Genomic DNA, 26279 nt, shown 5'->3' with positions numbered 1-26279 from the left:
ATGGGCGCCGCGGGCGACCGGCTGCACGAGTGGCGCGGCGGTCCGCGCCTGGGCGCGGCGTACTACAACGAGTATCTGCCCGATCCGTCGCGGCTCGAGACCGATCTGGGCCTGATGGTCGAGGCGGGCATCACCGTCATCCGTGTCGGCGAATCGGTGTGGTCGACGTGGGAGCCGCGCGACGGCGAGTTCGACCTGGAATGGATGGCACCGATCCTCGATGCCGCGCACCGGCACGGCATCGGCGTCATCCTCGGCACGCCGACCTACGCGGTGCCGCCGTGGCTGGCGCGACGGCATCCCGAGCTCGCCGTCGTACGACGGGACGGCTCGTCGGTGCCGTGGGGCGGGCGGCAGGAGGTCGACTACACGTCCGAGGTGTTCCGGACCTACGCCGAACGCGTCATCCGAGCGGTCATCGGGCGGCATGGCCGGCATCGTGCCGTCATCGGGGTCCAGCTCGACAACGAGGCCGGCCTGCACCTCATCCACAACGACGACGTGATCGCGCGGTTCCGCGACTGGGTGGCCGAGAGGTACGGCGACGTCGAGACCCTCAACCGCGAGTGGGGCCTGACGTACTGGTCGCACCGCATCGCCGAGTGGGACGAGCTGTGGGCTCCCGCGGGCAACACCACCCCCGCGTACGACCTCGCGTGGCGTCGGTTCCAGGCCGAGCTGACCGCGGACTTCATCGGGTGGCAGGCGGGCGTGGTCCGCGAGCTCGTGGACGACGACGTGTTCCTCACGACCTGCATCGCCTACGGGCGCCCCGCGATGGACGACGTCGCGGTGGGCGCGCAGCTCGACATCGCGAGCGGCAACGCGTACTACCTGGCCCAGGACGCCCTCGACCTCGACCGCGAAGGCGCGGGCGGCCAGTGGTTCGCCGACGACGTGCCGCAGTTCGTGCTCATGGCCGACCGCATGCGCGCGACGAGGCAGGCGCCGTTCCTCGTCACCGAGACGGGCGCGGCCTCCATCGGTCCGGCGTGGCTGACCCGGCCGCCGTACGACGGTCAGCTCGCCCAGGCCGCGTGGCTGCTCGTCGCGCGCGGCGCGCGTCTCGTGTCGTACTGGCACTGGCACACGCTCCACTCGGGGCACGAGGTGCACTGGGGCGGCATCCTCGGCCATGACCTGACGCCCGGGCGCGTGTACGGCGAGATCGCCGGCATCGGCCGTCAGTTCGCGGCGGCGTCGGCCGCGTTGCGGGATGCCGCACCCGACGCCGACGTGGGCCTCGTGTACGCGCACGACAGCGAGTGGGCGATGGCGTTCGAGCCGCCGCTGGTCGCACCCGGCGGAGTCGACGGGGATCGCGGCTCGTACGCGCGCATCGTCGGTGCCTTCGGCCGGGCCGCCGTGGATGCCGGCCTGCAGGTGGGCTTCGTGAACGAGCGGCAGCTGCCCGAGACGGACGAGCTCGTGCGTCGCTTCCCGGTGCTGATCGTGGCCGGACTGGTCGCTGCCTCCGATCCCACGCTCGAGACGCTCGTCGAGTACGCGCGGCGGGGCGGCCGGCTCGTGCTCGGGCCGCGCACCGGCTACGGCGACGACGAGGGACGCCTGCGGGCGACTGCCGCCCCGGCGATCGTCGGCACCGCGGCCGGGGTCGCCTATCGCGAGTTCGCCGCGCTCGCCGAGCCGGTCGACGTGGTCTCGCCGGCGGGCGACGCCGCCGGACGGGCGCACGGCTGGATCGACGGGCTCGAGCCGGACGGCGCCGACGTGATGCTCGGCTACCGTCACGAGCTGTTCGGCCGGTGGGCGGCGGTCACGCGCCGGGAGGTCGGCGCCGGCTCGATCACCGTGGTGGGCACGCTCCTGGACCGGGCGACGCTCGCCTCGGTGACGGCGTCGGTCGCGGGGCCCGCTTCCGGTCCGCTCGTCGAGCGCCCGAGCTCGGTCACCGCGCACTCGCTGACCGGCCCGCAGGGCCGGGTGTGGGTGGTGCACAACTGGTCGCCCGAGCCCCGGGCGGTGCGACTGGCGCGGGGTGCGGCATCCCTCATCGACGACGGCGCGTTCGCCGCGGGCGACGAGGTCGAACTCGCGCCGTGGAGCGTCCGGGTCTGGCGCGAGGCCTGACGCCGGCCGGGGGAGTCCGGCGGGCCTGGAGCTCAGACGCGCGTGAACGTGCCGGGTTCCACGTCGACGTGACGGCTGCCGCCATCGGGCAGCTCCACGTCGACCGTCCGCGGACGCCGGTCCAGGTTGGCGACGAGCACCGTGGTCGTGTCGCCGGTGCGCGCCCCGATCGCCCACACGAGGCCGTCGGGCGTGTCGCCTCGCAGGCCCGGCGCGCCCGACAGGGCGGCCAGAGCCGTCACGGCCTCGAGTACGGGTCGCGCGCTGCCCGCGGCGGAGCGGAGGCCTCGGGGTCCCCACTCCTCGAAGTACGCGAGGGTCGCGACGCCGGGGACGGCGAGGGCGGCCGCGCTCGCGACCGTCCACGCCGCGAGCTCGGGCGCGTCCTGCCGCCGGTCCGCGCTCCCGTCCGTCAGCGCCGGGCCGTACCCGTCGCGCAGGTCGTCGTGCGCGGGCATCGGCGGCGGGGTGGTCGCGACGTCGTTGAAATGCGGGCGCAGCGAGATCGGGCCGACGTGCACCGGCAGCCCGCCCGCGATCCCGGCAGCCTGCGTCGCGACGAGTCGCTGGATCGGCAGGGATTCGACCAGCTGGGCCGTACCGCGGCTGTGGAACAGCGGCGTGCTGCTGAAGACGATCCCGTCGAGCCCGCGCGGCAGGCGGTGGTGCTCGCGGTTGAGCTCGGTGAAGTGCGAGCGTGCGCCGCCCACCACGTGCGTCTGCACACCGGCGTCGTCGAGCGCCTCGCGCAGCAGGGCGATCGCGTCGAGGTCCGAGACGTGCCGCGCGGGCCCCGTCGGCCAGAAGGCCGTGGCGCGCACCACCGCCAGGTCCTGCAGCGCCCGTGCACCTTCGCGGATCGCCGCCGGGTCGTCGTCGGCGAGGACGAAGCGCACGTCGAGCGGAAGCCCCGAGGCCGTCGCGCGCGCGAGCGCGGCACGCCAGTTGCGCGTCGCGAGGTCGAGCTCGACCAGCACCGCGGCCGCGTGCGCCGGCGCGGCGGGCGTGGCAGGAGCCGGGTCGGGCGCGGTGGCCGCCGCCACCGCGATCGCCGGGAAGGGGGGCCCCGCGGTGAGGCGCAGACGGGTCACCGCGTCCACCATCGGCGCGACGGGCTCGCCTGCCACCCTCACGTCGATCCACTGGGAGACCCGCTCGCCCGCGGCGAGGGCATAGGGGAACGGGAGCGCGAGCGGCCGGCTGTACGTCTTGTACGAGGCATCCGTCCAGTTGCGCTGGTCCTCCATCTCGAACACGTCGCCCTCGAAGCCCAGCGCCACGTCGAGCCCGTCGTGCGACCACGCGAGCCTCGCGATGTCGACGGCGGGCTGGTGCGGGCTGATCCGGGACGGGAAGGTGGATGCCTCGACCCGGCCGTCCGGGTGCGTCACGCGCAGCGGCGACCCGGCGAGCACGGGCGGGTGCAGCACGACCAGCCCGGTGCGGTTGGTCGAGAACGCGGTCTGGGACTCGAGATCGGTGAGCACGCGCAGCCCGCCGGTGCGGACCTCGGCGCGCACGATGCCGCGCAGGTCGCTGCCGAGGCCCGTGGAGTGCACGTGCAGGGTCAGTGCAAGGTCCCTCGCATCGATGCGGTCGACGACGAGCGTCGCCGTGTCCCAGTTGCGATCGCGCACGACTGCGCGCACCGAGCGCAGCACGACCCGATCGTCGTAGGCGAGGTCGGCGAACTCGTCTCCTCGCACCTCCAGCGACCAGCGGCCGCTGCGCCACTGCTGCGCCTCATCCGCGTGCCATGCCTCGGTCATGCGCTCCATCCTCGTCTTCGGATGCTCCCCTGTCGCGATGGGCGCCACCCGGCGGCAGTTCGCGACAGGGGAGCCGGGAGGAATCCCGGGTCAGATGGTGGTCATGCCGCCGTCGACCGAGAACAGCGCCCCGGTGGCGAACGCGCCGTCGTCGCTCGCGAGGTACACCATGATGCCCGCGACGTCGTCCGGCGTCCCGGCGCGGCCGAGCGGGATGCGCCCGATGATCGCGGCGCGTGACGCGGGATCCTCGCTGATCGCGGCGACGAGCGGGGTCTCGGTGTAGGCCGGCTGCACCGTGTTCACCCGGATGCCGCGATCGGCATATGCCGCCGCCACGGTGCGCGCGAGTCCGTGGATGCCGGCCTTCGAAGCGCTGTACGCGGTGAAGTCCTTGCCCTCGCCGTTCACGCCCGTCGGGCTCCCGGTGAGGATGATGGACCCGCCGCCCCGAGGGAGCATGGAGCGCACGGCGTGCTTGACGGTCAGGAACGTCCCCGTCAGGTTGATGTCGATCGTGCGCCGCCAGACGTCGAGGTCGAGGTCGGCGGCCTGCGCGTCCTGGCCGAACAGCTGCACGCCGGCGTTGGCGACCACGACGTCCGGCGCCCAGCCCGCCGCCTCGACCTCCGCGAACGCGGCGGCGACGGCATCCTCGTCCGAGATGTCCATCGTCACGGCACGCGCGTTCCTGCCGAGCTCGCCGGCCGCGGCGTGCGCCCCGTCGCCGTTGCGGTCGGCGAGGACGACCCGCGCGCCCTCACGGACGAACCGGGTCGCGACGGCCAGGCCGATGCCCAGCGCCGCGCCCGTGACCAGCGCGGTCCTGCCTTCGAGCCGGTCCACGTCAGCGCTCGATGTGGTCGAGGTGCAGCATCCGCGACAGGTTCTTGTCGAGCTCGTCGTCGCGGAAGATCTTCTTCCAGTCGTCCTTGATGATCGATTCGCGGCCGTAGTCCATGGCGATGAGGCACGCGTCCGAGAACGGGTTGTCGCCGCGCAGGCCGTTGGCGAGGGCCACCTGCGTGTGGCCGTAGAGGATGCTGCGGGCCGCCGCCTCGGGAACGCCCATGGTGTTGACCGTCTCGTGGAGCGCTTCGTTGAGGAGTGCGCCGATCATGCAGGCGACGGTCTCGACGAGCGTCGGCTCGAGCTGCGCCAGCTGCTTGACGGTCACCCAGTGCACGTCGATGACGGGCGCGTAGATCGCGCGCACGGTGGCCTCGACGATCGCCCGGTGGGCCGGATCGTCGGACTCGACGGCGGCGATGGCGTCCTGCGGGGCGGCGATGCCGCCGAAGGTGTCTGCCCACTCCTCGGGCGTCTGCCGCTGCAGGAAGATCGACGGGTGGCACGGGTGCGCAACGGCCTGCACGACATCCTCGCGCGTGGTCAGCAGGCCGGCGTACGCGGCGGCCGGATCGAGGGTCAGCACGATCGCGCCGGAGCGCAGCTGCGGCACGAGCTCGGCGGTCACCGACTGCAGCGCGAGGTCGGGGACGGCCAGGACCACGATGTCGGCGTCGGCGACGGCGGTGGCGGCATCCGTCAGCTCACGACCCGCGTCGATCGTGCGCTGCTGACCGGCGGGGGAGTTCTCGACATAGGCGACCTGGTGGCCGGTCTTGACGAGATTGTTCGACACGCGCATGCCCATCTTGCCGCCGGCGCCGATGACGGCGATCTTGTACGTGCCCTGCGCTGAGCTTGTCGGAGTGTCGGTGGTGGTGCTCATGAGTGGCTCCTCAGGTATTCGACGGTGGTGCGGGTCCAGTCCCGCTCGGTGCGGACGGTGGTCTCGGCGTCGCCCTGCCACGACAGCCAGTGCTCGACGATCTCGTTCACGCCGAGCTCGCGCGGTCGAACGGTCTGCAGCAGGTGCTCGTAGTCGTGCAGCCCGTCGCCCATCGGCGCGCCGCCGTAGGTGAAGCCGACCCAGCCGGGCTGGCGTGCGAAGGCGAAGTCCTTGACGTGAACGTTCTTCACGAGTGCGGCGGTGACCTCGACGCAGTCGCGGGGCCGTTCGAGTCGTGCGACGACGTTGGCGGGGTCGAGGCACACGCCCAGGCGCGGGCTGCCGATGCGCTCGATCAGCGAGAGGAGGTCGGCGGTGGCGACCTGTTCGTACGTCTCCAGGGCGAGCTCGACTCCGGATGCCTCGTACGCGGGCAGCGCGGCGCGCAGCCACTCCTCGGCCTGGGCGAGAGTGGGACGCGTATCGGCCGAGTGCAGCATGCTGCGGACCAGGCGCGCCCCGAAGCGCGCGGCGAGGTCGAGGAAGCCGGCGAGCCGGTCGGGCTCGACGCCCTTCGTGCCCAGTTCGATCGTCAGGCCGAGGTCGCGCGCGGCTGCGGCGGCGTCGGCGAGCTCGCGGTCGTCCATCGCCTCCAGCGGGGCGTAGTCGCAGATCTGGAACAGCTCCACGCCCAGGGCCTTCGTCGCCTCGAACGCGCCGATCAGCGACAGCGGCTCGTCGACGAGGTCGGAGTGCTGCCAGAAGAACGCGTAGGTTCCCAGGCCGATCACGAGGTCGCTCCGGCATCCGGTCCGTGAGCGTGCCCGGGCCCCTGAGCCCGCACCGGTTCCTGAGCCCGCACCGCTCCCCGAGCCTGTCGAAGGGCAGCGAGCGCGGCCGCCTCGTCCAGCACCGCCAGGAGCGCGTCGGGGTCGTGCGCGAACCGGCCGAGGAACAGCCCGTCGACGCTCTCGCCGAGCCGGGTGAGCAGGCCCGGCCCCGCCGAGCCGCCGTAGATGACCACGGAGCCGGCGCGGCCGGCCCGGGCCCCCAGCGCCGCCGTGAGCGCGCTCGTCACCGCCGTGATGTGGTCGACCGGCGCCGGCTCGGGTGCGCCGATGGCCCACACCGGCTCGTAGGCCACGATGACCGGCCCTGCGGGTGCGCCGGACAGGTCGGCCGCGAGCTGCGCGACCGTCGCGGTGGCGGCATCCAGCGGGTCCGTCCGCGAGGGCTCGCCCACGCACAGCACCGGCGTCAGTCCGTGGGACAGCGCCGCCGCGGCCTTGCGTGCGGTGATCTCGTCGGTCTCGCCGAACAGGCGGCGGCGCTCGGCGTGCCCGATCTCGGCGACCGCCACGCCGACCTCGGTGAGCTCGGCGGCCGTGACCTCGCCGGTGAACGCGCCGGGCTCGAACTCCGACACGTCCTGCGCGCCGACGAGGACGGGCGTGCCCGCGAAGGCCTCGACAGCAGCGGGGATCTGCACATACGTCGGGATCACGAACACGCGCACCGCGCCCGTGGTCACGGCGGGGTGCACGGCCGCGCGCTGCGCGAGGTCCTGGAACCACGCGCGCGCCCTCTCGTGCCCGAAGTACGTCTTCAGGCTCACCCCGACCGTGACCTGCGGCATCAGCAGCTGCCCGTGGTCTCGAACTCGTCGATGACCGCGACCTTGTCGGCCGACGCCGACGCGGTGTCGAAGCGGTAGGTCAGCCACTCGCGCACGAGGCGGCGGGCCAGTTCGATGCCCACCACGCGCTGGCCCATCGTGAGCACCTGGGCGTTGTTGGACAGCACGCCGCGCTCGACCGAGAACGAGTCGTGCGCGGTGACGGCGCGGATGCCGGGCACCTTGTTGGCGGCGATCGCGACGCCCAGGCCCGTGCCGCAGATCAGCAGCGCCCGGTCGGCGTCGCCGGCGGCCACCCGCTGCGCCGCCTCGATCGCGACTTTCGGGTACGGGGTGTGCCCGTCGGCGTCCACGCCCACGTCGACCACCGACACCACGCCGGGGTTGTGCTCGAGGTCTCGCTTGAGGACCTCCTTGTAGTCGAAGCCGGCGTCGTCGGCGCCGATCACGATCCGCAGCGGCTGCGCGTCGTCAGTCGACATATGCGTTCTCCTTGTCGTCGTCGTGGGTCGCGAGTGCGTCGGCGGCGAGCGTCTCTCCGACGGCGGTCACGATGAGCGCGAGCGAGATCGCGCCGGGGTCGGGCGTGCCCACGCTGTTCCGGCCGTGCGTGCGGGCGCGTCCCATGCGGGGGAGCAGGTCGGCGGTGGCCTCCGCGGCCGAGGTCGCGGCGGCCGCCGCGACCCTCCACGCGTCGACCAGACCGGCTCCGGCGTCGACGCCGTGCGACAGCCGCGCCGCGAACGGCACGAGCGCGTCGACGAGCGTCTTGTCGCCGACCCCGGCCTTGCCGTAGTCCATGACGGCCTGCGCGCCGGCGGCGACTCCCGCCGCGACGGCGGCCGCCTCGGGCGTGCCCTCGTCGCCGAGCCGTGCCGCGACGGCCGTCAGGATCACGCCCCACAGGGCGCCCGACGTCCCGCCGGCGCGATCGGACCACGCGTCGGCCGCGCGCTGCAGCGTCGTACGGGCTCCGGCGCCGGCGTGGAACGCCGCACTCGCCGCGCCGAGCGCCGCGTGCGACCCGCGCTGCATGCCGATGCCGTGGTCGCCGTCCCCGGCGATCGCGTCGATGCGGCCGAGCTCGTCGACGTGGGCGTCGACGGTCTCGGCGATCGTCCGCACCGCGGCGACCACCGTGCCGGCGACGGCGCGGGATGCCTCGTCCCCGGGTGCGACGGCGGCCGTCGCCGTGGGCGCGGCGGCGACGGCATCCGTCCGCTCTCGCGGTGCGACCGAGCCGCGACGATAGGCCGGGGTGTCGACGGGAGCCTGCCACAGCGCCTCGAGCGACTCGTCGAGCCAGAACAGCGTGAGCGAGGTGCCGGCCATGTCGAAGCTCGTGCAGTACTCGCCGACGTGCGGATCGACCACCTCGACGCCGGCGTCGGACAGCAGCTGAGCGATGCGCCGGTAGACGACGAACATCTCCTCGTACTTCAGTGAACCGAGCCCGTTGAGGATCGGGACGACGCGGGCCCCCCGGACCGCGTCGACCCCCTCGGGAACCTCGGCCAGGAGCGTCTGGACGAGCTGCTCGGCCAGGCCGTCGGCCGTGGGTATGCCGGTCTCGTCGACGCCCGGCTCGCCGTGGATGCCGAGCCCGACCGCCATGCGGCCCTCGGCCACCGTGAACAGCGGCGCCGCGGCGCCGGGCAGCGTGCACCCGGTGAAGGCGACGCCGAACGAGCGTGTGCGCTCGTTCGCCAGCCGCGCGAGCCGCGCGACCTCGGCGAGGTCGGCGCCGGCCTCGGCGGCTGCGGCGGCGATGCGGAACACCGTGAGGTCGCCCGCGATGCCGCGGCGCCGGTGCCGCTCATCGGGCTTCGCGCTGACGACGTCGTCGGTGACCGTCACCGTCTCGCACGGGATGCCGTCCGCGCGCAGACGCTCCTGCGCGGCGTCGAAGTTCAGCACGTCGCCGGCGTAGTTCCCGTAACTGAAGAACACGCCCCCGCCGTTGTCCGCCTCCTTCGCCACCGACACCACCTGCTGCGTCGACGGCGAGGCGAACAGATTGCCCATCGCCGCGCCGTGCGCGAGCCCCGGGCCGACGAGGCCGCCGAATGCGGGGTAGTGCCCCGAGCCGCCGCCCACCACGACCGCCACCTGCCCCGCGGGCGACACCGTCGAGCGCACCACTCCGCCGGGCACGCGGCGCACGTAGCGCTCGTGGGCCGCGACGAAGCCGTCGATCATCTCGTCCGCGAATTCCGCGGGATCGTTCCACAGTCGCGTCATCGCGGCTCCTTGTCCGATGGGTGCGCCGGCGTGTGCTGCCGAGACGATTGTGACAAACCGGTTGACCAATTGCAAGACGGCGCCATCGACGATCCAGACGTCGCCCGGCCGCTGACGTCAGCCGTGCCGCGTGACCTCGAAGTCGAGCGTCTCGCCACCGGGGCTCGCCGCGCGGATCCTCAGCTCGTGGTCGCCGAACCGCTGCGTCCACACGTCGTCCGGGCCGAGGTGCGGAGCCAGGGCGGCCGTCGCATCGCCGTCGTCGAGGCTGTCGTACACGACCCATCGGCCGGCCTGGAGGCGCTCCGACCGGGCGTGCGCCGCATCGCACAGCCACCGGGGGATGAGCACCGTCGCGCCGTGCTCCGCCCGCGTGCGCAGCGCGACGAGCGTCATCTCCGGCAGCCGACTGCCGGCGACGACGATCAGTCCGGCGTGGCCCAGTTGATCGGCGCGGACGTGCTCGTCGAACACCAGCACGCCGCGTGTCGCCTGGAACAGTCCGTGCAGTGCCGTCGGCTCGTCCGCGCCGGACGGAAGGGGGAACTGCGAACGCGGGACGCCGTTCAGCCGGTGGCGCGGAAAGTCGAACCCCGGGATGTGCATGCAGCTCCCTGTCGCCGGAAGCTGCCCGTGGCTGAGCGCGTGCCATGCCGCGAACACGCTGCGCGACTCGACCGGTGCGGTCGCGGCGCGGTTGCCGAACGGCCGCTCGCCGCGTCCGAAGTCGCTGTCGTCGGCGTGGACCAGCGCGATGTCGGCGCGTGCATCGCGGTGGCTCCAGAGCAGCGGATGCCGCGGCACGAAGTCCCGGACGAACTCGCGCCACACCTCGCCATGCGCGGTGGCGTCGAACCTGCCGCCGCCGCGGTGTCGGACGAGCACGTCGATGTTCTCGACGAACAGGCGCGTGGGGGCGAAGAGGTAGGCCAGGCGCAGGGCCGAGGCGAACTCGGCGGGGGAGTGCCCGGGTAACCCCGGCGCCCGGGTCGGCCACGGCCCGATGTCGGGGCCCCACAGGTCGGCGCAGATCCAGAGCTCGCGGTCGTACTGGAGGGCCGCGCCCAGGGCGGTCCCCAGCTGCAGGGGTTGGAACGACTCCTTCATCACCTTGGGCGCCGGGGTCATGCCCGCGCGCGCGAGCGTATGGAACATCACCGGGAACACCTGCTCGGCCAGCACCGGCACGGGCGCCGTGCCGACGGCTGCCGTCGCCTCGTCGACGTCGTGCACGACGGCGCGGACGGTGCGATCGATGACTTCGACGGCCTCCGGCGCCGACAGCCCGTCGGTCTGCCCGAAGTGCGGAAGGTGGTCGTCGTGCCGGTACTGGTCGGCGTGGATCTGCAGGTGCTCGGGCTCGTCGTACAGCACCCCCGCGAGGCGGCCTGACGCGGCCGCCTCGCGCACCACGTCGGCGGGAACGTCCCACCGGTTCGTTCCCGGGACGTAGGGGCCGTTGATGTTGCCGTACTCGTTGCCGAGCACCACGTCGATGCCGCCGGCGGTGAGATCGCGCAGCATCGCCCGGGGGTCCGCGTGGCCCGGCAGGACGTGGTGCACGTAGAAGTCGGCGCCGAGGTCGCCCAGCGCCGCGACGAACTCGGCCGGGGTGGGCGCCGGATCCTGCGCGGGAATCGGGATGCCGGTCCCCGTGCGCATGACCTCGTCCGAGGCATCCCCCGCCCACGGATCGTGGAAAGCGACCACGGGGCCCTGGATGCCGAGAACCGGCCTCGGCGCAGGCGCGGGAGTGGGTGGGAGTGCGGGCACGATGCTCCTACTGGTTCTGGCTGACCACTTCGTCCATCTCGGAGAAGAACCGGTCCACGGCCTCGTCCACCGTGATGGTCCCGAAGTTCAGCTCCTCGGTGAGCTCGCGGAACTTCTCGTGCAGCGAGCCGTAGCCGACGATCGGCGCGGGCGGGGCGTCGCCCAGACGGTCCGAGATCGACTCCTCGTACGCGACGATGTCCTGGCTGACGGGGTCGAGGTCGGCGGCCTCGCGAGCAGTGGCCGATGCCGGCAGTCCGCGGTTGGTGCCGAAGATCTCGCCGGACTCGGGCGAGTTGATCAAGAAGTCGATCAGTGTCGCGGCGGCCTCGGGGTGATCGGAGTTCGCGGCGATCGAGTACAGCTGCGACGCCTTGAGGTACAGGTCCTTCGCGCCGTCGACCGACAGCGGCGGAGCCTGCAGCGCGATCTCGTAGCCGTCGCCGAGGTTCGCGAGGAAGCCGGCGGCGAAGTTGTCGGTCTGCGTGTCGCTGGCGCTGATCGCGCTGTCGAACGCGGTCATCGGCTGCACCTCGGCGGTGCGCTGCTGCGGCACGAACTGGCCCGCCTCTCGCACCCCTGCCGCCTCTTCCCAGTACTGCTTCAGGCGCTTCTCATCGAACCCGGGCTCCCCGTCGTCGTCGAAGAGCTCCTTGCCCTCGGCGCGCAGCTGCATCTCGAAGTTCACGAAGCGTGACGTGGGGTCGACGCCGCCCCACACGTCCGTCATGCCGGCGGCCTTCGCCGCGTCGCTCGTGTCGGCGACCCAGTCGTAGTAGTCGTCCCACGAGCCGCCTGCGAACGGCTCGACGCCGATCTCGTCGAGGATCGTGGTGTTCATGAACATCGACCAGGCGTTCGTCGACAGCGGGACGGCGGTGGTCACGCCGTCGACGACGCCGGCTCCGAGCACCGACGGCTCGATCGGGTCGGTCTGGATGATGGTGCCGAGGTAGGGCTCGAGGTCGAGGAGCGACCCGCTCTGCGAGTACTGCCGGATGTAGGCGACATCCATCGTGAGGACGTCGGGGAGCCCGCCGCCGCTGGCCTCGATCTGTCGCTTCTCCCAGTAGTCGTTCGGTGAGAGGAAGAGCACCGAGACGTCGATGTTCGGGTGCTGGTCCTCGAACTCGGCGATCGCCTCGTCGTAGAGCTCGGCGCGCACGTCGTTGCCCCAGAAGGCGAAGCTGATCGACACCTCCTCGTCGGGGTCGAGCGTGGGCTGGCCGGTCGCGGGCGTCTGCGACGCACATCCGGTGAGAGCGACGAGGGTGGCCAGCGCCACTCCTGCTGTGATCGTGCCGCTGCGGAACTTCATGTCGGGACCTCTTCGCTGAGAATCAGGAAACGTTTTCTGGCTAGGGCGCAAGAAGGGCGACCTGCGTCGCCTGCCCACAGTCTGACAAACCGGTTGACCAAATGCAATCCCGGGTCCGCGTGCCACTGTCGTAAGTTGTTCGCATGCCTGCGTACCCCGCCGACCGTTCCGCCGAGATCACGGCCGCTCTCGGGGCGCTTCCGAGCGGGACGCCGGTGTCCGAGGTCGCGCGGCGGCTCATGGATCTCTTCACGGGCGGCGACCTCGAAGCGGGCACCCGTCTCCCGCCCGAGCGGCAGCTCGCCGCCACACTCGGCGTCGGACGCTCCGCGGTGCGCGAAGCGCTCGCCGCACTGGAGATCCTCGGCATCGTGGACGTGCGGCCGGGGTCGGGCACATACCTCCGTGGCACGGCCAGCGAGCTGCTCCCGCAGACGCTCCGCTGGGGGCTGCTCATCGGCCGGAAGAACACCGCCGAACTGCTGGAGCTGCGCTCCGGGCTCGAGATCTACGTCGCCCGACTGGCGGCGGGGCGGGCTGCGGCATCCGATCGTGACGCGCTGCAGTCCTCACTCGAGCGCATGCGCACCGGCGTCTCGGACCTCACCTCTTTCGCCCGCGCGGATCTCGACTTCCACAACGCGCTCGCCGCCGCGGCCGGCAACGACACGCTCGTCGATCTGCTGCACGTCGTGCGCTCCCTCCTGCAGGTGTACGCGGACCGCGCCGTCCACGACGAGGCTGAGGCGCGCACCGCGATCGACGAGCACGGCGCGGTCTTCCGCGCGGTCGAGGCGGGGGATGCGGATGCCGCAGCCTCCGCGATGGCGACCCACATGGCCACCGCCTCCGAGCGACTGGCCGCCGTAGCGGCCGGCTGACCCGCGGTCAGGCCGGGTGTCGTCATCGGCTGCGGGGCTGCCGACGCCGCTTACGCCACGTCGGGGCGGGTCATCAGCGGCGCCCGCAGATGCAGCTCCAGGAGCGGACTCGTGAGGGGCACGGTGACCCACGTCGCGGTCGCCACGCCGGTGCGGGCGTCGATGCGCAGTCGCACGTGATGCGGGCTGCGAATGACACGCAGGTCGGCGACGAACACGTCGCCCTGCCACGCTCCTGTCGCGCACACCGGGCGACCCAGCGGCGCGCTCTCGCGCCAGCGCCCGTGTCCTACGTCGAGCGCGAACAGGCCTTTGAAGTCCACCCGCCACGCGCCGTCGCAGCCCTCGACCACGACCGCCGTGCCCTCCGCGACCGCGGTGACCTCGTCGTCGACGGCCGCGACGACAGCGGCCACCGTGCGGGTCGGTCCGGGCTCTCCTGCGACGACCGGAAGCGCCATGCCCCGCAGCCGCTCGGCGAGCAGCGCGTCCTCGCGCGCGGCGTCGGGGTGGTCGAGGCCCGGCAGCAGGCAGTCCCACACGGCATCCAGCACGTCCTGCGCCTGGCGCACCTCGTGCTGCGCCGACGTGACCGCGACGACCAGCTCGTCCGAAGGGACGACGATGCAGTGCTGCCCGAACGCGCCGTTGCCGTGGAAGCCGTGGCGCGACCGCCAGATCTGGTAGCCGTAGCCGGCGAGGTAGTCGGCACCGTCCGCACCGTCGGCGTAGTGCCGGCTGTCGATGTGGCTGCTCGTCGCGAGCTCGACCCACTCCTCCGGGAGCAGCTGCGCGTCGCCCCATCGGCCGCCGCAGCGCAGCAGTTCGCCGAAGGCGGCGACGGCCTCGGTCGTGAGGTGCAGTCCGTGGAAGCCGAACGCGGCGCCGCTCGACACGCGGTCCCACTCCGCGGGACCGATGCCCATCGGGGCGAACAGTCGCTCGTCGAGGTACTCGGGCAGGCTGCAGCCGGTGACGCGCTCGACCATCCTCGCCAGCACGAACGTCGTCGCGTTGTCGTAGGTGTGCATCGTGCCCTCGGGCGCGGCGAACGGCATCCGCAGGAACCCGCGGACGAGGTCGCCGGGCTCGAGCTCCCACGCGGGACCGAGGGTGTCGGTGTCGTGCCCGGCCGTCATTGTGAGCAGGTGGTGCACCGTGAGCCGGCGTGCCTGCGCGGGGATGTCATCCGGGATGCCGTCGGGCAGGACGTCGACCACCAGGTCGTCGACCGACAGCAGACCGTCGGCGACGGCGAGCCCGACGGCCATCGCCGTGAACGACTTGGTCAGCGAGTACAGCAGGTGCGGCCGGTCCGCCGAGTACGGAGCCCACCAACCCTCGGCGACCACGTGGCCGCGGCGGACCACCATGACCGAGTGGCATTCGATGCCCTTCTCGTCGAGCCGGTCGAGCAGGGCTCCGAGCGCGACGGCCGAGACGCCGACGTCAGCGGGCTCCGCGCGCGGCAGCAGGGCGGGCTGAGGCATCCGCACAACCTAGCAAGGAACGGCCCGCTCGTGCTCAGCGAGCGGTCGCGCGCGCCGCGCGCAGTGCGGTGTCGCGGCGCACGCGGGCCTCGGCGTGATGATCGACCGGCGTGATGGCGAGCGTGCGCTCGACCATGGCACGCAGGAACCGTGCCGGGTGCAGCTCGTCGGGCACCCGATCGTCGAGGACGATCGACACCGGGGGCAGCGCGGCGATGGCGGCGTCGAGCTCGGCGCGCACGGCGTCCGCCTCGCCGGGATCGTCCAGCGCGAACAGCTGGTCGGGGTCGTCGCCGGCCTCGAGCGCCGCTTCCGAGCCGACCTCGGGTCCGGTCTCGGGTTCGTTGACGTCGTCGCCGTCCGCGGGCGGATCCTGCGCGTACTCCATCAGCACGAGGGCGACGGCGTGGTACGCGTCGTCCTCCTGGCCGAGCTTGCCGAGCAGGTCGATGAGCCACGCGGCCTTGGCGGCCTCTTTCTCGTAGATCGTGGTGCGCAGGCCGAACACGAATCCGAGCGAGGCGAGTGGATGCCGCAGCCGCAGGTTCTTCGCATCGCCATACGATTCCTCGACGCGGTTGGCGGCGTTCTTGCCGAACGACGAGTCCATCCGCTTGGTGCTGATGAGCATCTCGGGACCGGTGCGCCAGTCCGACAGCACGACGTCGACCTGCTTCTGGTAGTTCTTGCCGAGGATCTTCGCCTTGCCGCCGACGAGGCCCGACTTCGACCCGCTGATGCGGATGCGCTCTTCGAGCAGGGCGCGCTCACCCCCGCGCACCGGCGTCGCCTCCAGCAGTGCGCCCAGGGCGGCCGGCATGATCCTCGGGTCGCTCTCGCGGGGCCACACGGCGTCGGGGTCGAAGCCCGCGCGCCGCAGTTCGTACGCGATCCAGACGTCCAGTGCGAGAGCAGGTACGCCGGACTGGGAGTTGGCGTTCAGATGCAGCGGCACGCCGAGCAGCAGGCGCAGCGTCTCGAAGTCCGGGCGGTAGGCCACCTCGCCTTCGTCCGCGGTCCACGGCGACGTGTGTCCGGCGACGGAGGCCCGCTCGACGATGCGGTCGAACAGCTGCCACCCCTGTTCGGCGATCGACGGCTTTCTGGTCGGCACGGAGGGGATCCTTCGGTTCCGGGTGGTCAGGTGGACGCGCGGCTCAGCGCACGGTGCGGGAGCGGGCGATGCGCCGCTCCATGAGGCGGGTGTGCGCCGCGCGCACGGCCTGCAGGTCGGCGGCAGACGGCAGCTCGCGGTCCCCGAAGAGGGCGTCGTCGACCCGGTGGACCGCGTGCCACAGGCGCCCCTCCGCGAGGTCGGCGGCCACCAGCTCGCGTACCGCGCGCAAGACGCCGGCCCGCTCCCGCACGAGCGCCGGCGACGGCATGGCCCAGCGGTCCGCCTCGCGCGGCTCGATCTTGAGGATGCCGCCGCCGTAGGCGCGACCCACCATCTCGGCGTTGAGCACCGTCACCGAGTTGAGCGCGGCCAGCGGCAGCAGCTCTTGTCCGAGGTCGCGCAGCGCCGCGTCGAGGTAGACGCCGTGCACCGAGTTCAGGTGGTGCACGCCGGCCTCGTTGGTGGTCAGGCGGGGGGTGTCGGCGTTCATGCACGTCAGCAGCAGGTCGGCCGGCGGCACCAGCGGAACCCGGTACCAGGGCGAGCGCGTGCGGCACTTGTAGGCCTCGTGCACGCGGTCGCGTTCGCCCGAGCGCACGTACCGCTTCGCCGCGGCCGACAGTGCGTCGCCCGTGGGGCGGAACATGAGGGTGGCGCGCCCTGCGGCGCCGAGCTCGGCGATGAGCTCCGGCGACAGCACGAGGCCGCGCAGGTGGCTGCTGCCCGGAGGAGACAGCGGCACCACCTCGGAGGCGTCGAGCTTGAGCTTGGCGGCCCGCTCGGGGCTCAGCGTGAAGTAGCCGTTGTTGCCGGTCACGATGCCGAGCGTCGTCTCGCCCCACTCCTTGAGCGGCACGAACGAGCCCGCCTCCCGCAGGGAGTGGAGCGGCTCGATCGCGTCGGGATCGACGAGCGCGGCGTTCCACTTGTCGGACGGGTCGGTCGGTGTGAAGGTGAGGCCCTCAGGGAGCGCCGTGAGCCCCGCCGCGTTCGTCGTCTCGTACACCGTGGCATGGCGGCTCGTCCCCTCGTCGAAGCCGGATGCCATCAGCAGCACGACATCGGCCTCGGCCTCGGCGAAGACCTGCTCGGTGAACAGCACGAGCTCGAGCCGGGCGAACCGCTCGAAGAGGAACCGGCGCACGGGTGCCGCGTAGTTGACGCTCAGCAGCTCGGCCGGCAGCACCAGGCCGAGCCGCCCGCCGGGCCGCAGGTGGAGCGCCGACTGGACGGTGAACGCGGCCCAGCTGGAGGCGAGCCCGGTCAGCGCCACGCCGGCGCGGAACGCCGCCTCGCGCGCCCGCGCACGCGCCTCGCCGGTGAACTGCTGGTAGCGGATGTACGGAGGATTGCCGATCACGGCGTCGAACCGCGCCTCGGGCTCGACGTTGAAGAAGTCGTCGACGATCAGGGCGGGGGAGCCGCCGATGCTCTGGATGCGCTCGCGGCCGACCTCTGCGCTGTGCGGGTGGATCTCGATGCCGCTCACCGCGGGCGGCTCGGCGGCCCCGAGGTCGCGGAGCCGGCGCACCGCCTCGACGAGGAACGCCGCGTCGCCGGCCGACGGCTCCAGGACGGCATCCGTCCCCTCCCGGATCGCCCACTGCGCGAGGAAGCGGGTGATCGCCGGGGGCGTGAAGAACGCGCCGCGCGCCTTTCGCGCACCCGCCGTGTCGTCGGCGGCTCGCTCCAGCAGTTCCGGCACGATACTCATTCTCGCCCACCTTCTCGCTCGGGTTCCGACATGACGCGCACGCCGTCGAAGACGTGTTCGACGGTACGGAGAACCTCCGACATACGGTCGGCCGCTCCCGCGCCGCGAGGCAGGATGGAATGGTCGATCGCAGAGACGAGAGGGAGTGCGATGCCGCGCAACTGGGCAGGCAACTACGAGTACACGGCGCCGCGGATCGTGACGGCATCCACCGTCGACGACGTGCGGCGCGCACTCGCCGAGCCCGGCCGCGTGCGCGCGCTGGGCACGCGCCATTCGTTCACGGACCTCCCCGACACGACCGGCACGCTCGTCGACGTCACCGGCTTCGCCCCCGAGTTCGAGCTCGACGAGGGCGCGGGCACCGTGACGGTGCCCGCCGGCATCCGCTACGGCGTCCTGGCCGTCTGGCTGCACGAGCGCGGCTGGGCGCTGCGCAACATGGGGTCGCTGCCGCACATCAACGTGGGCGGCGCGACCGCCACCGGCACGCACGGTTCCGGCGATGCCAACCCGGTGCTGTCGGCCTCGGTTCGCGCCCTGCGCTACGTCGGCGCCGACGCCGAGGTGCACGAGGTGCGCCGCGGCGATCCGGACTTCGACGCCCTGGTGGTCGGCCTCGGCGCGTACGGCATCGTCGTCTCGCTGACCCTCGACCTCGTGCCCGCGTTCCGCCTGCGGCAGGACCTGTACACGGGAGTGTCGTGGGATGCCGCCCTCGCGCGTTACGACGAGCTCACGGCCGCCGGATACAGCGTGTCGGTGTTCTCGCGGTGGGAGGAGCCGTCGGTCGGGTTCGTCTGGGTCAAGACCCGGCTCGAGGCCGACGACGACGCGGTGCCCGACGCGCTCCTGGACGGGGTGCGCACCCACGGCGAGGTGTCGCCCTTCGTCGAGGGCGACAACGCCACCGAGATCGGCGGCGTGCCCGGTCCGTGGCTGCTGCGGCTGCCGCACTTCCGGCTCGACGCGCAGCCCTCGCTGGGCGACGAGATCCAGACGGAGTACTTCGTCGACCGCGCACTGGCCCCCGCCGCACTGGACGCGGTGCGGGCGCTCGCCGACGGCCTGCGTCCGCTCCTCTTCTGGACCGAGCTGCGCACGGCGGCCGCCGACGGGCTGTGGCTGAGCCCCGCCTACGGACGCGACAGCGCGATCATCCACTTCACGTGGTACTCCGATCGGCCCGACGACGTGGTCGCCGCCGTCGCGCGCATCGAGGCCGCACTGGAGCCGTTCGGCGCCCGCCCGCACTGGGGCAAGGTGCACGGCTTCGACCGTGCCGCGATCGAGCGCGTGCACCCGCGGCTGGCCGACGCGCGTGCCGTGTTCGAACGCCTCGACCCGGACGGCCGGTTCACGAACGCGCACCTCGAGCGCGTGGGGGTGCGCGAGCCGCGCTGACCCCCGCAGGTGCTGCCGGGGCGCCTCGCCCCCTTGCAGCTCAGCGGGCTTTGGCGGCGCGTCTCTCGTCGTCGGTGATCGACCGGATCGGGGTGGTGGCGGCGACCTCGTCGCTGAACTCCTCCGGCGCGACGATCGTGAGCGGACGCGTCTCGTCCACGGTCAGCAGGAACCGTCGCGACTCGTGGCGGCGCATCCGGCCGGACGCGATCATCCACGTCATGCCGATCACGCAGGCGAGGAGCCCCGCGACCGCGCCGACCTGGATCGCGGCGCGCGGGCCGAAGGTCGTGGCGACCCAGCCGGCGATCGGCGCGCCGATCGGGGTGGCGCCCATGATGACCGCCATGTACAACGCGAGCACGCGTCCCCGCAGCGACGGATCGGTCGAGGTCTGCACGTAGCCGTTGGCGGTCGTGAGCATCGTCACCGTGCAGAAGCCGACGAAGACGAGGGTCGCGGCGTACAGCACGTACTCCGGCATCAGCGACGACACGAGCGACACGACGCCGAAGCCTCCGGCGGCGTAGATCGCCACGCGCAGTCGCGCGCGGTCGCGTCGCGCCGACAGCAGCGCGCCGGCCAGCGAGCCGATCGCGAGCACCGAGCTCAGCAGTCCGTAGCCGTCGGCGTCGCGGCCGAACTCGAGCGCCATCGTCGAGGCGAAGATCGGGAAGTTCATGCCGAAGGCGCCGATCAGGAACACCATGACGAACGTGACGATGAGGTCGGGGCGGCGGGCGACGTAGCGGAAGCCGTCGGCCAGGCGCGCCGCACCGGGAGCCCGCACGCGGGGGACCAGCTCGTCCGTGCGCATCGCCCACAGCGCGATGAGCATCGCGAGGAACGTCACGGCGTTGGCCAGGAACATCCAGCCGGTGCCGACGAGCACGATCATGATGCCGCCGATCGCGGGCCCGATGAGGCGGGCGGTGTTGAAGGACGCGGCGTTGAGGGCGACGGCGTTGGAGGTGTTCTCCTTCGCCACGACGTCCGAGACGAACGCCTGCCGTGCCGGGGCGTCGAACGCGTTGGCGATGCCGAAGCCGAGGGCGAACAGCCACATCAGCGGCAGCGTCATCACGCCGGTCAGCAGCAGCACGCCGACCGCGACGGCGAGGAGCATGAGGGCGGACTGCGTCAGCATGAGCAGCTTGCGCCGGTCGAACCGGTCGGCGATCCACCCGGTGACGCCCACGAGCACGAGCGGCGGCCCGAACTGCAGCGCCATCGTGACGCCCATCGCGGTGGCGTCGTGGTTCGTCAGCTCGGTGAGCACCACCCAGTCCTGGGCGGTCGACTGCATCCAGCCGCCGATGTTCGAGATGAGCGCGCCGATGAACCAGACGCGGAAGTTGTACAGCGACAGCGAGCGGAACATCGCCTTCACAGCGTCACCATCCGAGCCATGATCTCGGCGGCCTGGGCGATGGTGGCGCGCTCCTGGTCGGTCAGCTGCGCGAGCGCGGACTCGACCCACGCGTCCCGCCGGCGCGCGGTCTCGTCGACGACGGAGCGGCCGGCGTCGGTGAGCGAGATCACGACCTTGCGTCCGTCTTTCTCGTCGGCGGTGCGGGTGATCCAGCCCGAGTCCTGCAGGCAGTTGACGGTGCGGTTCATCGACGGCGCCGACACCCGCTCGCGCTCGGCGAGCTCGCCGAGCGTGTGCGGGCCCTGCTTCCAGAGGGCGGCGAGGACGGCGAACTGCCCGTCGCTCATGGAGTCGACGGCGCGCTGCGTGCGCATGCGTCGCGCGAGGCGGAAGGTCGCGATCCTCAGCTGCGAGGCGGCGGCGGAGAGGTCTGCGTGGTCGTCGGGCGTCGTGGGTTCTGTCGTAAGTGTTCCGTGGCTGCTCATCCGGATAGTTAGCCTAGCTCATTAGCCTTGCTAAAGATAGTTTCGGGATGCCGCACCCCTAGACTCCTGGCATGCCCGAGTTCATCGACGCGCACGGTGTCACGATCGTCTACGACGTCCACGCGGCGACCGAGCCTCGGGCGGTCCTGCAGCTCATCCACGGCGTCGGTGAGCACGCCGGGCGGTACGCCGCGCTGATCGAGGCGCTCACCGCGCGCGGTATCACGGTGTATGCGGCCGACCTTCGTGGACACGGCCGAACGGGCATGAAGCAGCACGGCGGCGACGTGTCGAAGCTCGGCAAGCTCGGTCCGGGCGGGGTCCGGGCGACGCTGGCGGCGATGTGGCAGCTCAGCGAGCTCATTCGGGCCGAGGCCCCCGATCTTCCCCTCGTGCTGTTCGGGCACTCGGGCGGTTCGTTCCTGGCGCAGATGCTGGTCAACGACCATCCCGATGGGTTCGACGGCCTGGTGCTCAGCGGTTCGGCTTACCGCATGCCGGGATCGCTGCGCACCGGCGGGCACAACGACCCCTGGAAATCGCCGACGGCGACCGGGTTGGAGTGGCTCTCGACGGATCCCGCGGTGGGTGCGGCGTTCCGCGATGACCCGTTGACCACAGAGGAGTCGCCGATGGCGCTCTTCGGTCCGATAGAGGTGCTGCGCATCTTCGGCCGTCCCCGTAAGCGCGTCGGGCGCGGCATCCCGACGCTCCTGATGGTCGGACGCGACGACACCGTCGGCGGGCCCCGTAGCGTCCACCGCCTGGCGGACGCGTACCGCACGCGCTCACGCTTCACGGATGTGACGACGCTCGTCTACCCCGGCGCACGCCACGAGATCTTCAACGAGGTCATGCAGGCCGATGTGCGCGCGGACCTGCTGGCGTGGCTCGACCAGCGCTTCCCCGCACGCGGCTGAGCGGCGGCATCCGTCCCCATTGACGTGGCGAGTGCGCGTGCGCGATCCTGGCCCCAGTGAACATCGTGGGAGCGCTCCCACGCTCGGCGATGCCCGCTCCCCGGACGACGACGCCCGGCGGTCGACGACGACCTCAGGAGAAACCGTGATCCCCGCATCCACCCGCCGCGTGCCGCATCGCCGGCGCGCGGTCGCCATCGCTGCGACGGCCCTGCTCGCCGCGGCGATGGCCCTGCCGCTGACCGCGACGGCCGCGGCCGCTGACGACGCCACCGGCCTCGCCGGTTCGGACCTCTACGTGAACCCGTGGAGCACGACCCTCGAAGCCGCGCAGTCGCTGAGCGGGCAGGCGCGCGACGACGCGCAGCTGCTCGGCTCGATCCCGTCGGCCGAATGGCTGACCTCGGGCACCCCGGCCGAGGCGGAGGCCGCCGCCGACGCGATCGTCACCGCCGCCGCGGCGCAGGGACGCATGCCCGTGCTGGTGGCCTACAACCTGCCGTTCCGCGATTGCGCGCAGTACTCGGCCGGCGGCGCGACGAGCACCGCCGAGTACGAGGCGTGGATCGACGCCGTCGCCGCGGGCATCGGCGATCGCCCGGCCAGCGTGATCCTCGAGCCCGACGGGCTGGGCATCATCCCCTGGTACACGACCATCAACGGCGACAGCGAGTGGTGCAAGCCCGCAGAGGCCGATCCCGCGACCGCGGCATCCGAGCGCTTCGTGCAGCTGAACCACGCGGTCCAGGCGCTGAAGTCCGGAGCCGCGACCTCCGTCTACCTCGACGGCACGCACTCCGGCTGGCTCGGGGTCGGCGACATCACCGACCGGCTCATGAAGGCGGGCGTGGCCGATGCCGACGGGTTCTTCCTGAACGCCTCGAACTACGTGCCGACCGAACGGCTGCAGAAGTACGGCTCGTGGATCTCGCAGTGCCTCGACCTGTCGCAGCACACCTGGTGGCAGCCGCAGTGGTGCGCGAGCCAGTACTACCCGGCGAGCCCCTCGGACTTCTCGACGTGGGGGCTGTCGGACGCGGCCTTCGCCCAGGCGTACGCCGACACCGGGCGCACCATGGACCCCGCGGCGATGGCGCACTTCGTCATCGACACGAGCCGCAACGGACAGGGCACGTGGACCCCGCCCGCAGGCGTCTACAGCGACCCCGAGGACTGGTGCAACCCGCCCGGCCGCGGGCTCGGGGAGCGTCCGTCGACCGACACCGGCGACCCGCTGATCGACGCGTACCTGTGGATCAAGGTGCCGGGCGAGTCCGACGGCAAGTGCTACCGCGGAACGGCCGGCCCGATCGATCCCGAACGAGGCTACGAGGACCCCGCCGCCTGCCAGTGGTTCGTGCAGCAGGCGCGTGAGCTGATCGCGCTCGCCGACCCGGCCATCGCGCCTCTGGACTGCCACGTCGAGTGGACTCCGTCGGCCGATGGCACGTCTGCCGCGGTGCGCCTGTCGGGCGAGGTCGGCGACGGGTTCTCGCTGAGCTTCGCCGTGCCCGACGGACAGCACATCGCGAGGGCGACGCGCGCGGCGGTGGCGCAGTCCGCCGACGTCGTCACGGTGACGGGGGCGACCAAGCGCACCGGCAACGCGCCCGACACCGTCGTCCACGCCAAGGGCGTGCTGACGACGCCGTGGCAGTTCCTGCTCGACGGGCGCGCCTGCACGTCGTAGAGCGGCGCCGGACGACCCGCTGACATGCGATGGCGACGGATGCCTCGGCTCCGTCGCCATCGCGCAATACCAGTCGGCAGGGCCCCGCGTCCAGCCCCCAGGGCTGCCGGGCAGCGCGGTGCGCCCCGTCGATAGGCTGACCGGCGCCCCGGCGACCGCCGCGGCGTTCCTCGAGAAGGGTCCCCCCGCCTTGATCACCCTCAGCTGGCTCCTGCTCATCGCCCTCGTCGGCGGCATCCTCGCTCTCATCGACGGCATCCTCCGCGTCCGGGGCAAGGGCAACACCATCGTCGGCATCATCGAGATCGTCGTCGCGGCGCTGTTCGTGCTGTCGCTCTTCCTGCCCGGCATCCCGTTCGGATCCCTGGTCCTGGCCATTGCGACGCTCATCGTCGTGGTCATCGGGATCGTGTTCCGCGGACGCCAGGGCGTCGGCATCGCGATCGCGGCCCTCGCCGTGATCGCGCTGTGGATCGTGCTGGTCAACCACTGGCTGGTCATCCCCGGCATCAACTGAGCGAGAGAGGCGGGGCCGGGACCCACGGGGGCCCGGCCCGTCCGCGCGCAGGCGGCAGGCCGCCCGGCGCCACCCGCGCAATAGGCTGAAAGCATGCACGGCGAATACAAGGTGCCCGGCGGGAAGCTCGTGGTCGTCGACCTCGAAGAGCGCGACGGGCGCATCGCGGACTTCCGGCTCGCGGGCGACTTCTTCCTCGAGCCCGACGACGCGCTGCTCGATATCGACGCCGCGGTCAACGGCCTGCCGATCGAGGCCGACGTGGCCACCATCGCGGCCGCCGTGCGCGGCGCGCTCCCCGAGGGCGCGCAGCTGCTGGGCTTCACGCCCGAGGCCGTCGGCACCGCCGTGCGGCGAGCCCTCGTGACCGCGCCGGGGTGGCGCGACTTCGACTGGGAGATCGTCCACGACGCGCCGGTGTCGCCGCGCATGAACCTCGCGCTGGACGAGGTGCTCACCGCCCGTGTCGGCGACGGGCGACGCCGGCCGACACTGCGCATCTGGGAGTGGGACGAGAACGCCGTCGTGATCGGCTCGTTCCAGTCGCTGCGCAACGAGGTCGATCCCGACGGCGCCGCCAAGCACGGCTACGACGTCGTCCGCCGCATCTCCGGCGGCGGCGCGATGCTCATGGGCGCGAACTCGATCGTGACGTACTCGCTGTACGTGCCGGCATCCCTCGTCCAGGGGCTGACGTTCGCGGACTCCTACGCCTTCCTCGACGACTGGGTGCTGCAGGCGCTGCGCGCCCTCGGGATCGACGCGACGTATCAGCCGCTCAACGACATCGCCTCGCCGCAGGGCAAGATCGGCGGCGCCGCACAGAAGCGGCTCGCCAACGGCGGAGTGCTGCATCACGCGACCCTCAGCTACGACATGGACGGCGAGGTCATGACCGAGGTGCTGCGCATCGGGCGCGAGAAGCTCAGCGACAAGGGCACCACCTCGGCCGCCAAGCGCGTCGACCCGCTGCGGCGCCAGACCGGGCTGCCGCGCGAGGCGATCATCGCCAAGCTCGAAGAGACCTTCACGAACCTGTACGGCGCCGTGCCCGGGCACATCACGCCCGACGAGTACGCAGAGGCGGAGGCGCTCGTGGACTCCAAGTTCTCGACCGACGCGTGGCTGCGCCGCGTTCCGTGACCGGGTCGGAGTCTGCCGTCGCGCCGGGGTCCGTGCACATCCACCACGGCGACAACCTCGACGTGATCCGCTCGCTGGCGGATGCCTCGTTCACCCTGATCTACCTGGACCCGCCGTTCAACACCGGCCGCCCGCAGGAACGTGCCGTCGAGACCGCGCGCTCGACGGCATCCGTCCCTCCCGCCGCGAGGGGCCAGCTGGCGGACGAGGGTGCGGCGGGATCGCGGCCCCTCGGCGAGCAGATGACCCCTCGCGGGCTCGACACCGGCGGGGTCGTGCGGCGGGGGTTCCACGGGCGGGAGTACGAGCGGATCCGCGGCGATCTGCGCGCGTACGACGACACGTTCGACGACTACTGGGGCTTCCTCGAACCGCGGCTGCTCGAAGCCTGGCGGCTGCTCGCCGACGACGGCACGCTGTACCTGCACCTCGACTACCGCGAGGCCCACTACGCCAAGGTGCTCATGGACGCGCTCGTGGGCCGCGACCGGTTCCTCAACGAGCTCATCTGGGCGTACGACTACGGCGCCAAGACGCGCAAGCGCTGGCCGACCAAGCACGACACGATCCTCGTGTACGTGAAGGATCCGAAGGCGTACTGGTTCGACTCGGATGCCGTCGACCGCGAGCCCTACATGGCACCGGGACTCGTCACACCCGAGAAGGCCGAGCGCGGCAAGCTCCCCACCGACGTGTGGTGGCACACGATCGTGCCGACGACGGGGCGCGAGAAGACCGGCTACCCGACGCAGAAGCCCGAGGGCATCCTGCGCCGCATCGTGCAGGCGTCGTCGCGCCCGGGCGACCGTGTGCTCGACTTCTTCGCCGGCAGCGGCACAACGGGCGCCGTCGCGTCGACGCTCGGCCGCGACGCCGTGCTCGTCGACCACAACCCTGCGGCGATCGCGGTGATGCGGGAGCGGATGCCGCATGCCCGGGTGTTCGGCATGGAGCACGAGCAAACGCTTCCCTAGGCTGGGGAC

The 26279-nt window shown here is 72.2% G+C and carries 22 protein-coding genes; 8 read left to right on the top strand and 14 right to left on the bottom strand.

Translation table 11 applies throughout. From position 1 onward, the window contains the following. Positions 1–2091 carry a beta-galactosidase gene (locus tag FB391_RS13740; protein WP_141895190.1) on the top strand — a complete coding sequence of 697 codons (2091 nt, stop codon included), beginning with the start codon at positions 1–3 and terminating at the stop codon, positions 2089–2091. A gap of 32 nt (positions 2092–2123) precedes the next feature. Here the strand turns inward: FB391_RS13740 and FB391_RS13735 are convergent, their stop codons facing one another. The 9 genes from FB391_RS13735 to FB391_RS13695 form a co-directional block, all read right to left on the bottom strand. Further along, the gene (locus FB391_RS13735) at positions 2124–3860 is read right to left on the bottom strand and encodes a D-apionate lactonase family protein (RefSeq protein WP_141895188.1); all 1737 of its coding nucleotides are present in this window, start codon (positions 3858–3860) and stop codon (positions 2124–2126) included. A 90-nt stretch (positions 3861–3950) separates the two neighbouring features. Then, positions 3951–4706, bottom strand: coding sequence for an SDR family NAD(P)-dependent oxidoreductase (locus FB391_RS13730; RefSeq protein ID WP_141895186.1), 756 nt, complete (start codon positions 4704–4706; stop codon positions 3951–3953). 1 nt (position 4707) lies between these two features. After that, the gene (locus FB391_RS13725) at positions 4708–5595 is read right to left on the bottom strand and encodes a phosphogluconate dehydrogenase C-terminal domain-containing protein (RefSeq protein ID WP_141895184.1); all 888 of its coding nucleotides are present in this window, start codon (positions 5593–5595) and stop codon (positions 4708–4710) included. Further along, positions 5592–6386, bottom strand: a complete 795-nt coding sequence (locus tag FB391_RS13720; RefSeq protein ID WP_141895182.1) for a sugar phosphate isomerase/epimerase family protein — start codon at positions 6384–6386, stop codon at positions 5592–5594. Before FB391_RS13720 ends, FB391_RS13725 begins: the two co-directional genes overlap by 4 nt. Further along, positions 6383–7231: a triose-phosphate isomerase family protein gene (locus FB391_RS13715; protein WP_141895180.1), complete on the bottom strand. Its 849-nt coding sequence runs from the start codon at positions 7229–7231 to the stop codon at positions 6383–6385. Before FB391_RS13715 ends, FB391_RS13720 begins: the two co-directional genes overlap by 4 nt. Next, the gene (locus FB391_RS13710) at positions 7231–7713 is read right to left on the bottom strand and encodes a ribose-5-phosphate isomerase (RefSeq protein ID WP_141895178.1); all 483 of its coding nucleotides are present in this window, start codon (positions 7711–7713) and stop codon (positions 7231–7233) included. The genes FB391_RS13715 and FB391_RS13710 overlap by 1 nt, the downstream gene beginning before the upstream one ends. Then, positions 7703–9472 carry a dihydroxyacetone kinase family protein gene (locus FB391_RS13705; RefSeq protein ID WP_141895177.1) on the bottom strand — a complete coding sequence of 590 codons (1770 nt, stop codon included), beginning with the start codon at positions 9470–9472 and terminating at the stop codon, positions 7703–7705. The genes FB391_RS13710 and FB391_RS13705 overlap by 11 nt, the downstream gene beginning before the upstream one ends. A 117-nt stretch (positions 9473–9589) precedes the next feature. After that, complete coding sequence (locus FB391_RS13700; RefSeq protein WP_141895175.1) at positions 9590–11245, bottom strand: hypothetical protein; 1656 nt, start codon at positions 11243–11245, stop codon at positions 9590–9592. 7 nt (positions 11246–11252) lie between these two features. Beyond that, positions 11253–12563 (bottom strand): ABC transporter substrate-binding protein, encoded by a 1311-nt coding sequence (locus tag FB391_RS13695; RefSeq protein WP_141895173.1) that lies wholly within the window; start codon positions 12561–12563, stop codon positions 11253–11255. A gap of 143 nt (positions 12564–12706) precedes the next feature. Between FB391_RS13695 and FB391_RS13690 the strand changes: the two genes are divergently transcribed. Next, the gene (locus tag FB391_RS13690) at positions 12707–13444 is read left to right on the top strand and encodes a FadR/GntR family transcriptional regulator (protein WP_141895171.1); all 738 of its coding nucleotides are present in this window, start codon (positions 12707–12709) and stop codon (positions 13442–13444) included. A gap of 50 nt (positions 13445–13494) precedes the next feature. Here FB391_RS13690 and FB391_RS13685 read toward each other — a convergent pair whose 3' ends face one another. Genes FB391_RS13685 through FB391_RS13675 form a run of 3 tightly spaced genes read right to left on the bottom strand, consistent with a single transcriptional unit; the run spans position 13495 to position 17765 of the window. Further along, positions 13495–14934, bottom strand: a complete 1440-nt coding sequence (locus FB391_RS13685) for a serine hydrolase domain-containing protein (protein WP_141895169.1) — start codon at positions 14932–14934, stop codon at positions 13495–13497. 34 nt (positions 14935–14968) lie between these two features. Beyond that, positions 14969–16048, bottom strand: coding sequence for a hypothetical protein (locus FB391_RS13680; protein WP_185843079.1), 1080 nt, complete (start codon positions 16046–16048; stop codon positions 14969–14971). A 43-nt stretch (positions 16049–16091) separates the two neighbouring features. Beyond that, the gene (locus tag FB391_RS13675) at positions 16092–17765 is read right to left on the bottom strand and encodes an N-6 DNA methylase (protein WP_185843078.1); all 1674 of its coding nucleotides are present in this window, start codon (positions 17763–17765) and stop codon (positions 16092–16094) included. A 150-nt stretch (positions 17766–17915) separates the two neighbouring features. On the opposite strand from FB391_RS13675, the gene FB391_RS13670 reads away from it, so the two are divergent. Beyond that, positions 17916–19169, top strand: a complete 1254-nt coding sequence (locus tag FB391_RS13670) for a D-arabinono-1,4-lactone oxidase (RefSeq protein ID WP_141895167.1) — start codon at positions 17916–17918, stop codon at positions 19167–19169. Positions 19170–19209: 40 nt separating this feature from the next. On the opposite strand, the gene FB391_RS13665 is transcribed toward FB391_RS13670, so the two are convergent. After that, positions 19210–20550: an MFS transporter gene (locus FB391_RS13665; RefSeq protein WP_141895249.1), complete on the bottom strand. Its 1341-nt coding sequence runs from the start codon at positions 20548–20550 to the stop codon at positions 19210–19212. 5 nt (positions 20551–20555) lie between these two features. Beyond that, positions 20556–21026 (bottom strand): MarR family winged helix-turn-helix transcriptional regulator, encoded by a 471-nt coding sequence (locus tag FB391_RS13660; protein WP_141895165.1) that lies wholly within the window; start codon positions 21024–21026, stop codon positions 20556–20558. 71 nt (positions 21027–21097) lie between these two features. Between FB391_RS13660 and FB391_RS13655 the strand changes: the two genes are divergently transcribed. From FB391_RS13655 to FB391_RS13635, 5 genes are all read left to right on the top strand, one after another. Further along, entirely contained in the window at positions 21098–21946 is an 849-nt protein-coding gene (locus FB391_RS13655; protein ID WP_141895163.1) for an alpha/beta fold hydrolase, read from the top strand. Positions 21947–22091: 145 nt separating this feature from the next. After that, positions 22092–23636 (top strand): glycoside hydrolase family 6 protein, encoded by a 1545-nt coding sequence (locus FB391_RS13650; RefSeq protein ID WP_246093516.1) that lies wholly within the window; start codon positions 22092–22094, stop codon positions 23634–23636. Positions 23637–23826: 190 nt separating this feature from the next. After that, complete coding sequence (locus FB391_RS13645) at positions 23827–24153, top strand: hypothetical protein (protein WP_141895161.1); 327 nt, start codon at positions 23827–23829, stop codon at positions 24151–24153. 93 nt (positions 24154–24246) lie between these two features. Next, positions 24247–25296, top strand: a complete 1050-nt coding sequence (gene lplAB, locus FB391_RS13640) for a lipoate-protein ligase LplAB (protein WP_141895159.1) — start codon at positions 24247–24249, stop codon at positions 25294–25296. Then, the gene (locus tag FB391_RS13635; protein ID WP_246093515.1) at positions 25293–26270 is read left to right on the top strand and encodes a DNA-methyltransferase; all 978 of its coding nucleotides are present in this window, start codon (positions 25293–25295) and stop codon (positions 26268–26270) included. Before lplAB ends, FB391_RS13635 begins: the two co-directional genes overlap by 4 nt. The last annotated feature ends 9 nt before the right edge of the window (positions 26271–26279 follow it).

The sequence above is a fragment of the Microbacterium kyungheense genome, assembly GCF_006783905.1.
Classification (GTDB): domain Bacteria; phylum Actinomycetota; class Actinomycetes; order Actinomycetales; family Microbacteriaceae; genus Microbacterium; species Microbacterium kyungheense.
The sequence above is the reverse complement of the archived record's forward strand: the minus strand, read 5'-3'. Positions and strand labels throughout refer to the sequence as shown.

Bases quoted from the DNA above. Each gene is read 5' to 3' on its own strand.
- FB391_RS13740 (WP_141895190.1), top strand. From the start codon at position 1: ATGGGCGCCGCGGGCGACCGGCTGCACGAGTGGCGCGGCGGTCCGCGC.
- FB391_RS13735 (WP_141895188.1), bottom strand. From the start codon at position 3,860: ATGACCGAGGCATGGCACGCGGATGAGGCGCAGCAGTGGCGCAGCGGC.
- FB391_RS13725 (WP_141895184.1), bottom strand. From the start codon at position 5,595: ATGAGCACCACCACCGACACTCCGACAAGCTCAGCGCAGGGCACGTAC.
- FB391_RS13715 (WP_141895180.1), bottom strand. From the start codon at position 7,231: ATGCCGCAGGTCACGGTCGGGGTGAGCCTGAAGACGTACTTCGGGCAC.
- FB391_RS13710 (WP_141895178.1), bottom strand. From the start codon at position 7,713: ATGTCGACTGACGACGCGCAGCCGCTGCGGATCGTGATCGGCGCCGAC.
- FB391_RS13705 (WP_141895177.1), bottom strand. From the start codon at position 9,472: ATGACGCGACTGTGGAACGATCCCGCGGAATTCGCGGACGAGATGATC.
- FB391_RS13695 (WP_141895173.1), bottom strand. From the start codon at position 12,563: ATGAAGTTCCGCAGCGGCACGATCACAGCAGGAGTGGCGCTGGCCACC.
- FB391_RS13690 (WP_141895171.1), top strand. From the start codon at position 12,707: ATGCCTGCGTACCCCGCCGACCGTTCCGCCGAGATCACGGCCGCTCTC.
- FB391_RS13685 (WP_141895169.1), bottom strand. From the start codon at position 14,934: ATGCCTCAGCCCGCCCTGCTGCCGCGCGCGGAGCCCGCTGACGTCGGC.
- FB391_RS13675 (WP_185843078.1), bottom strand. From the start codon at position 17,765: ATGAGTATCGTGCCGGAACTGCTGGAGCGAGCCGCCGACGACACGGCG.
- FB391_RS13670 (WP_141895167.1), top strand. From the start codon at position 17,916: ATGCCGCGCAACTGGGCAGGCAACTACGAGTACACGGCGCCGCGGATC.
- FB391_RS13665 (WP_141895249.1), bottom strand. From the start codon at position 20,550: ATGTTCCGCTCGCTGTCGCTGTACAACTTCCGCGTCTGGTTCATCGGC.
- FB391_RS13660 (WP_141895165.1), bottom strand. From the start codon at position 21,026: ATGAGCAGCCACGGAACACTTACGACAGAACCCACGACGCCCGACGAC.
- FB391_RS13655 (WP_141895163.1), top strand. From the start codon at position 21,098: ATGCCCGAGTTCATCGACGCGCACGGTGTCACGATCGTCTACGACGTC.
- lplAB (WP_141895159.1), top strand. From the start codon at position 24,247: ATGCACGGCGAATACAAGGTGCCCGGCGGGAAGCTCGTGGTCGTCGAC.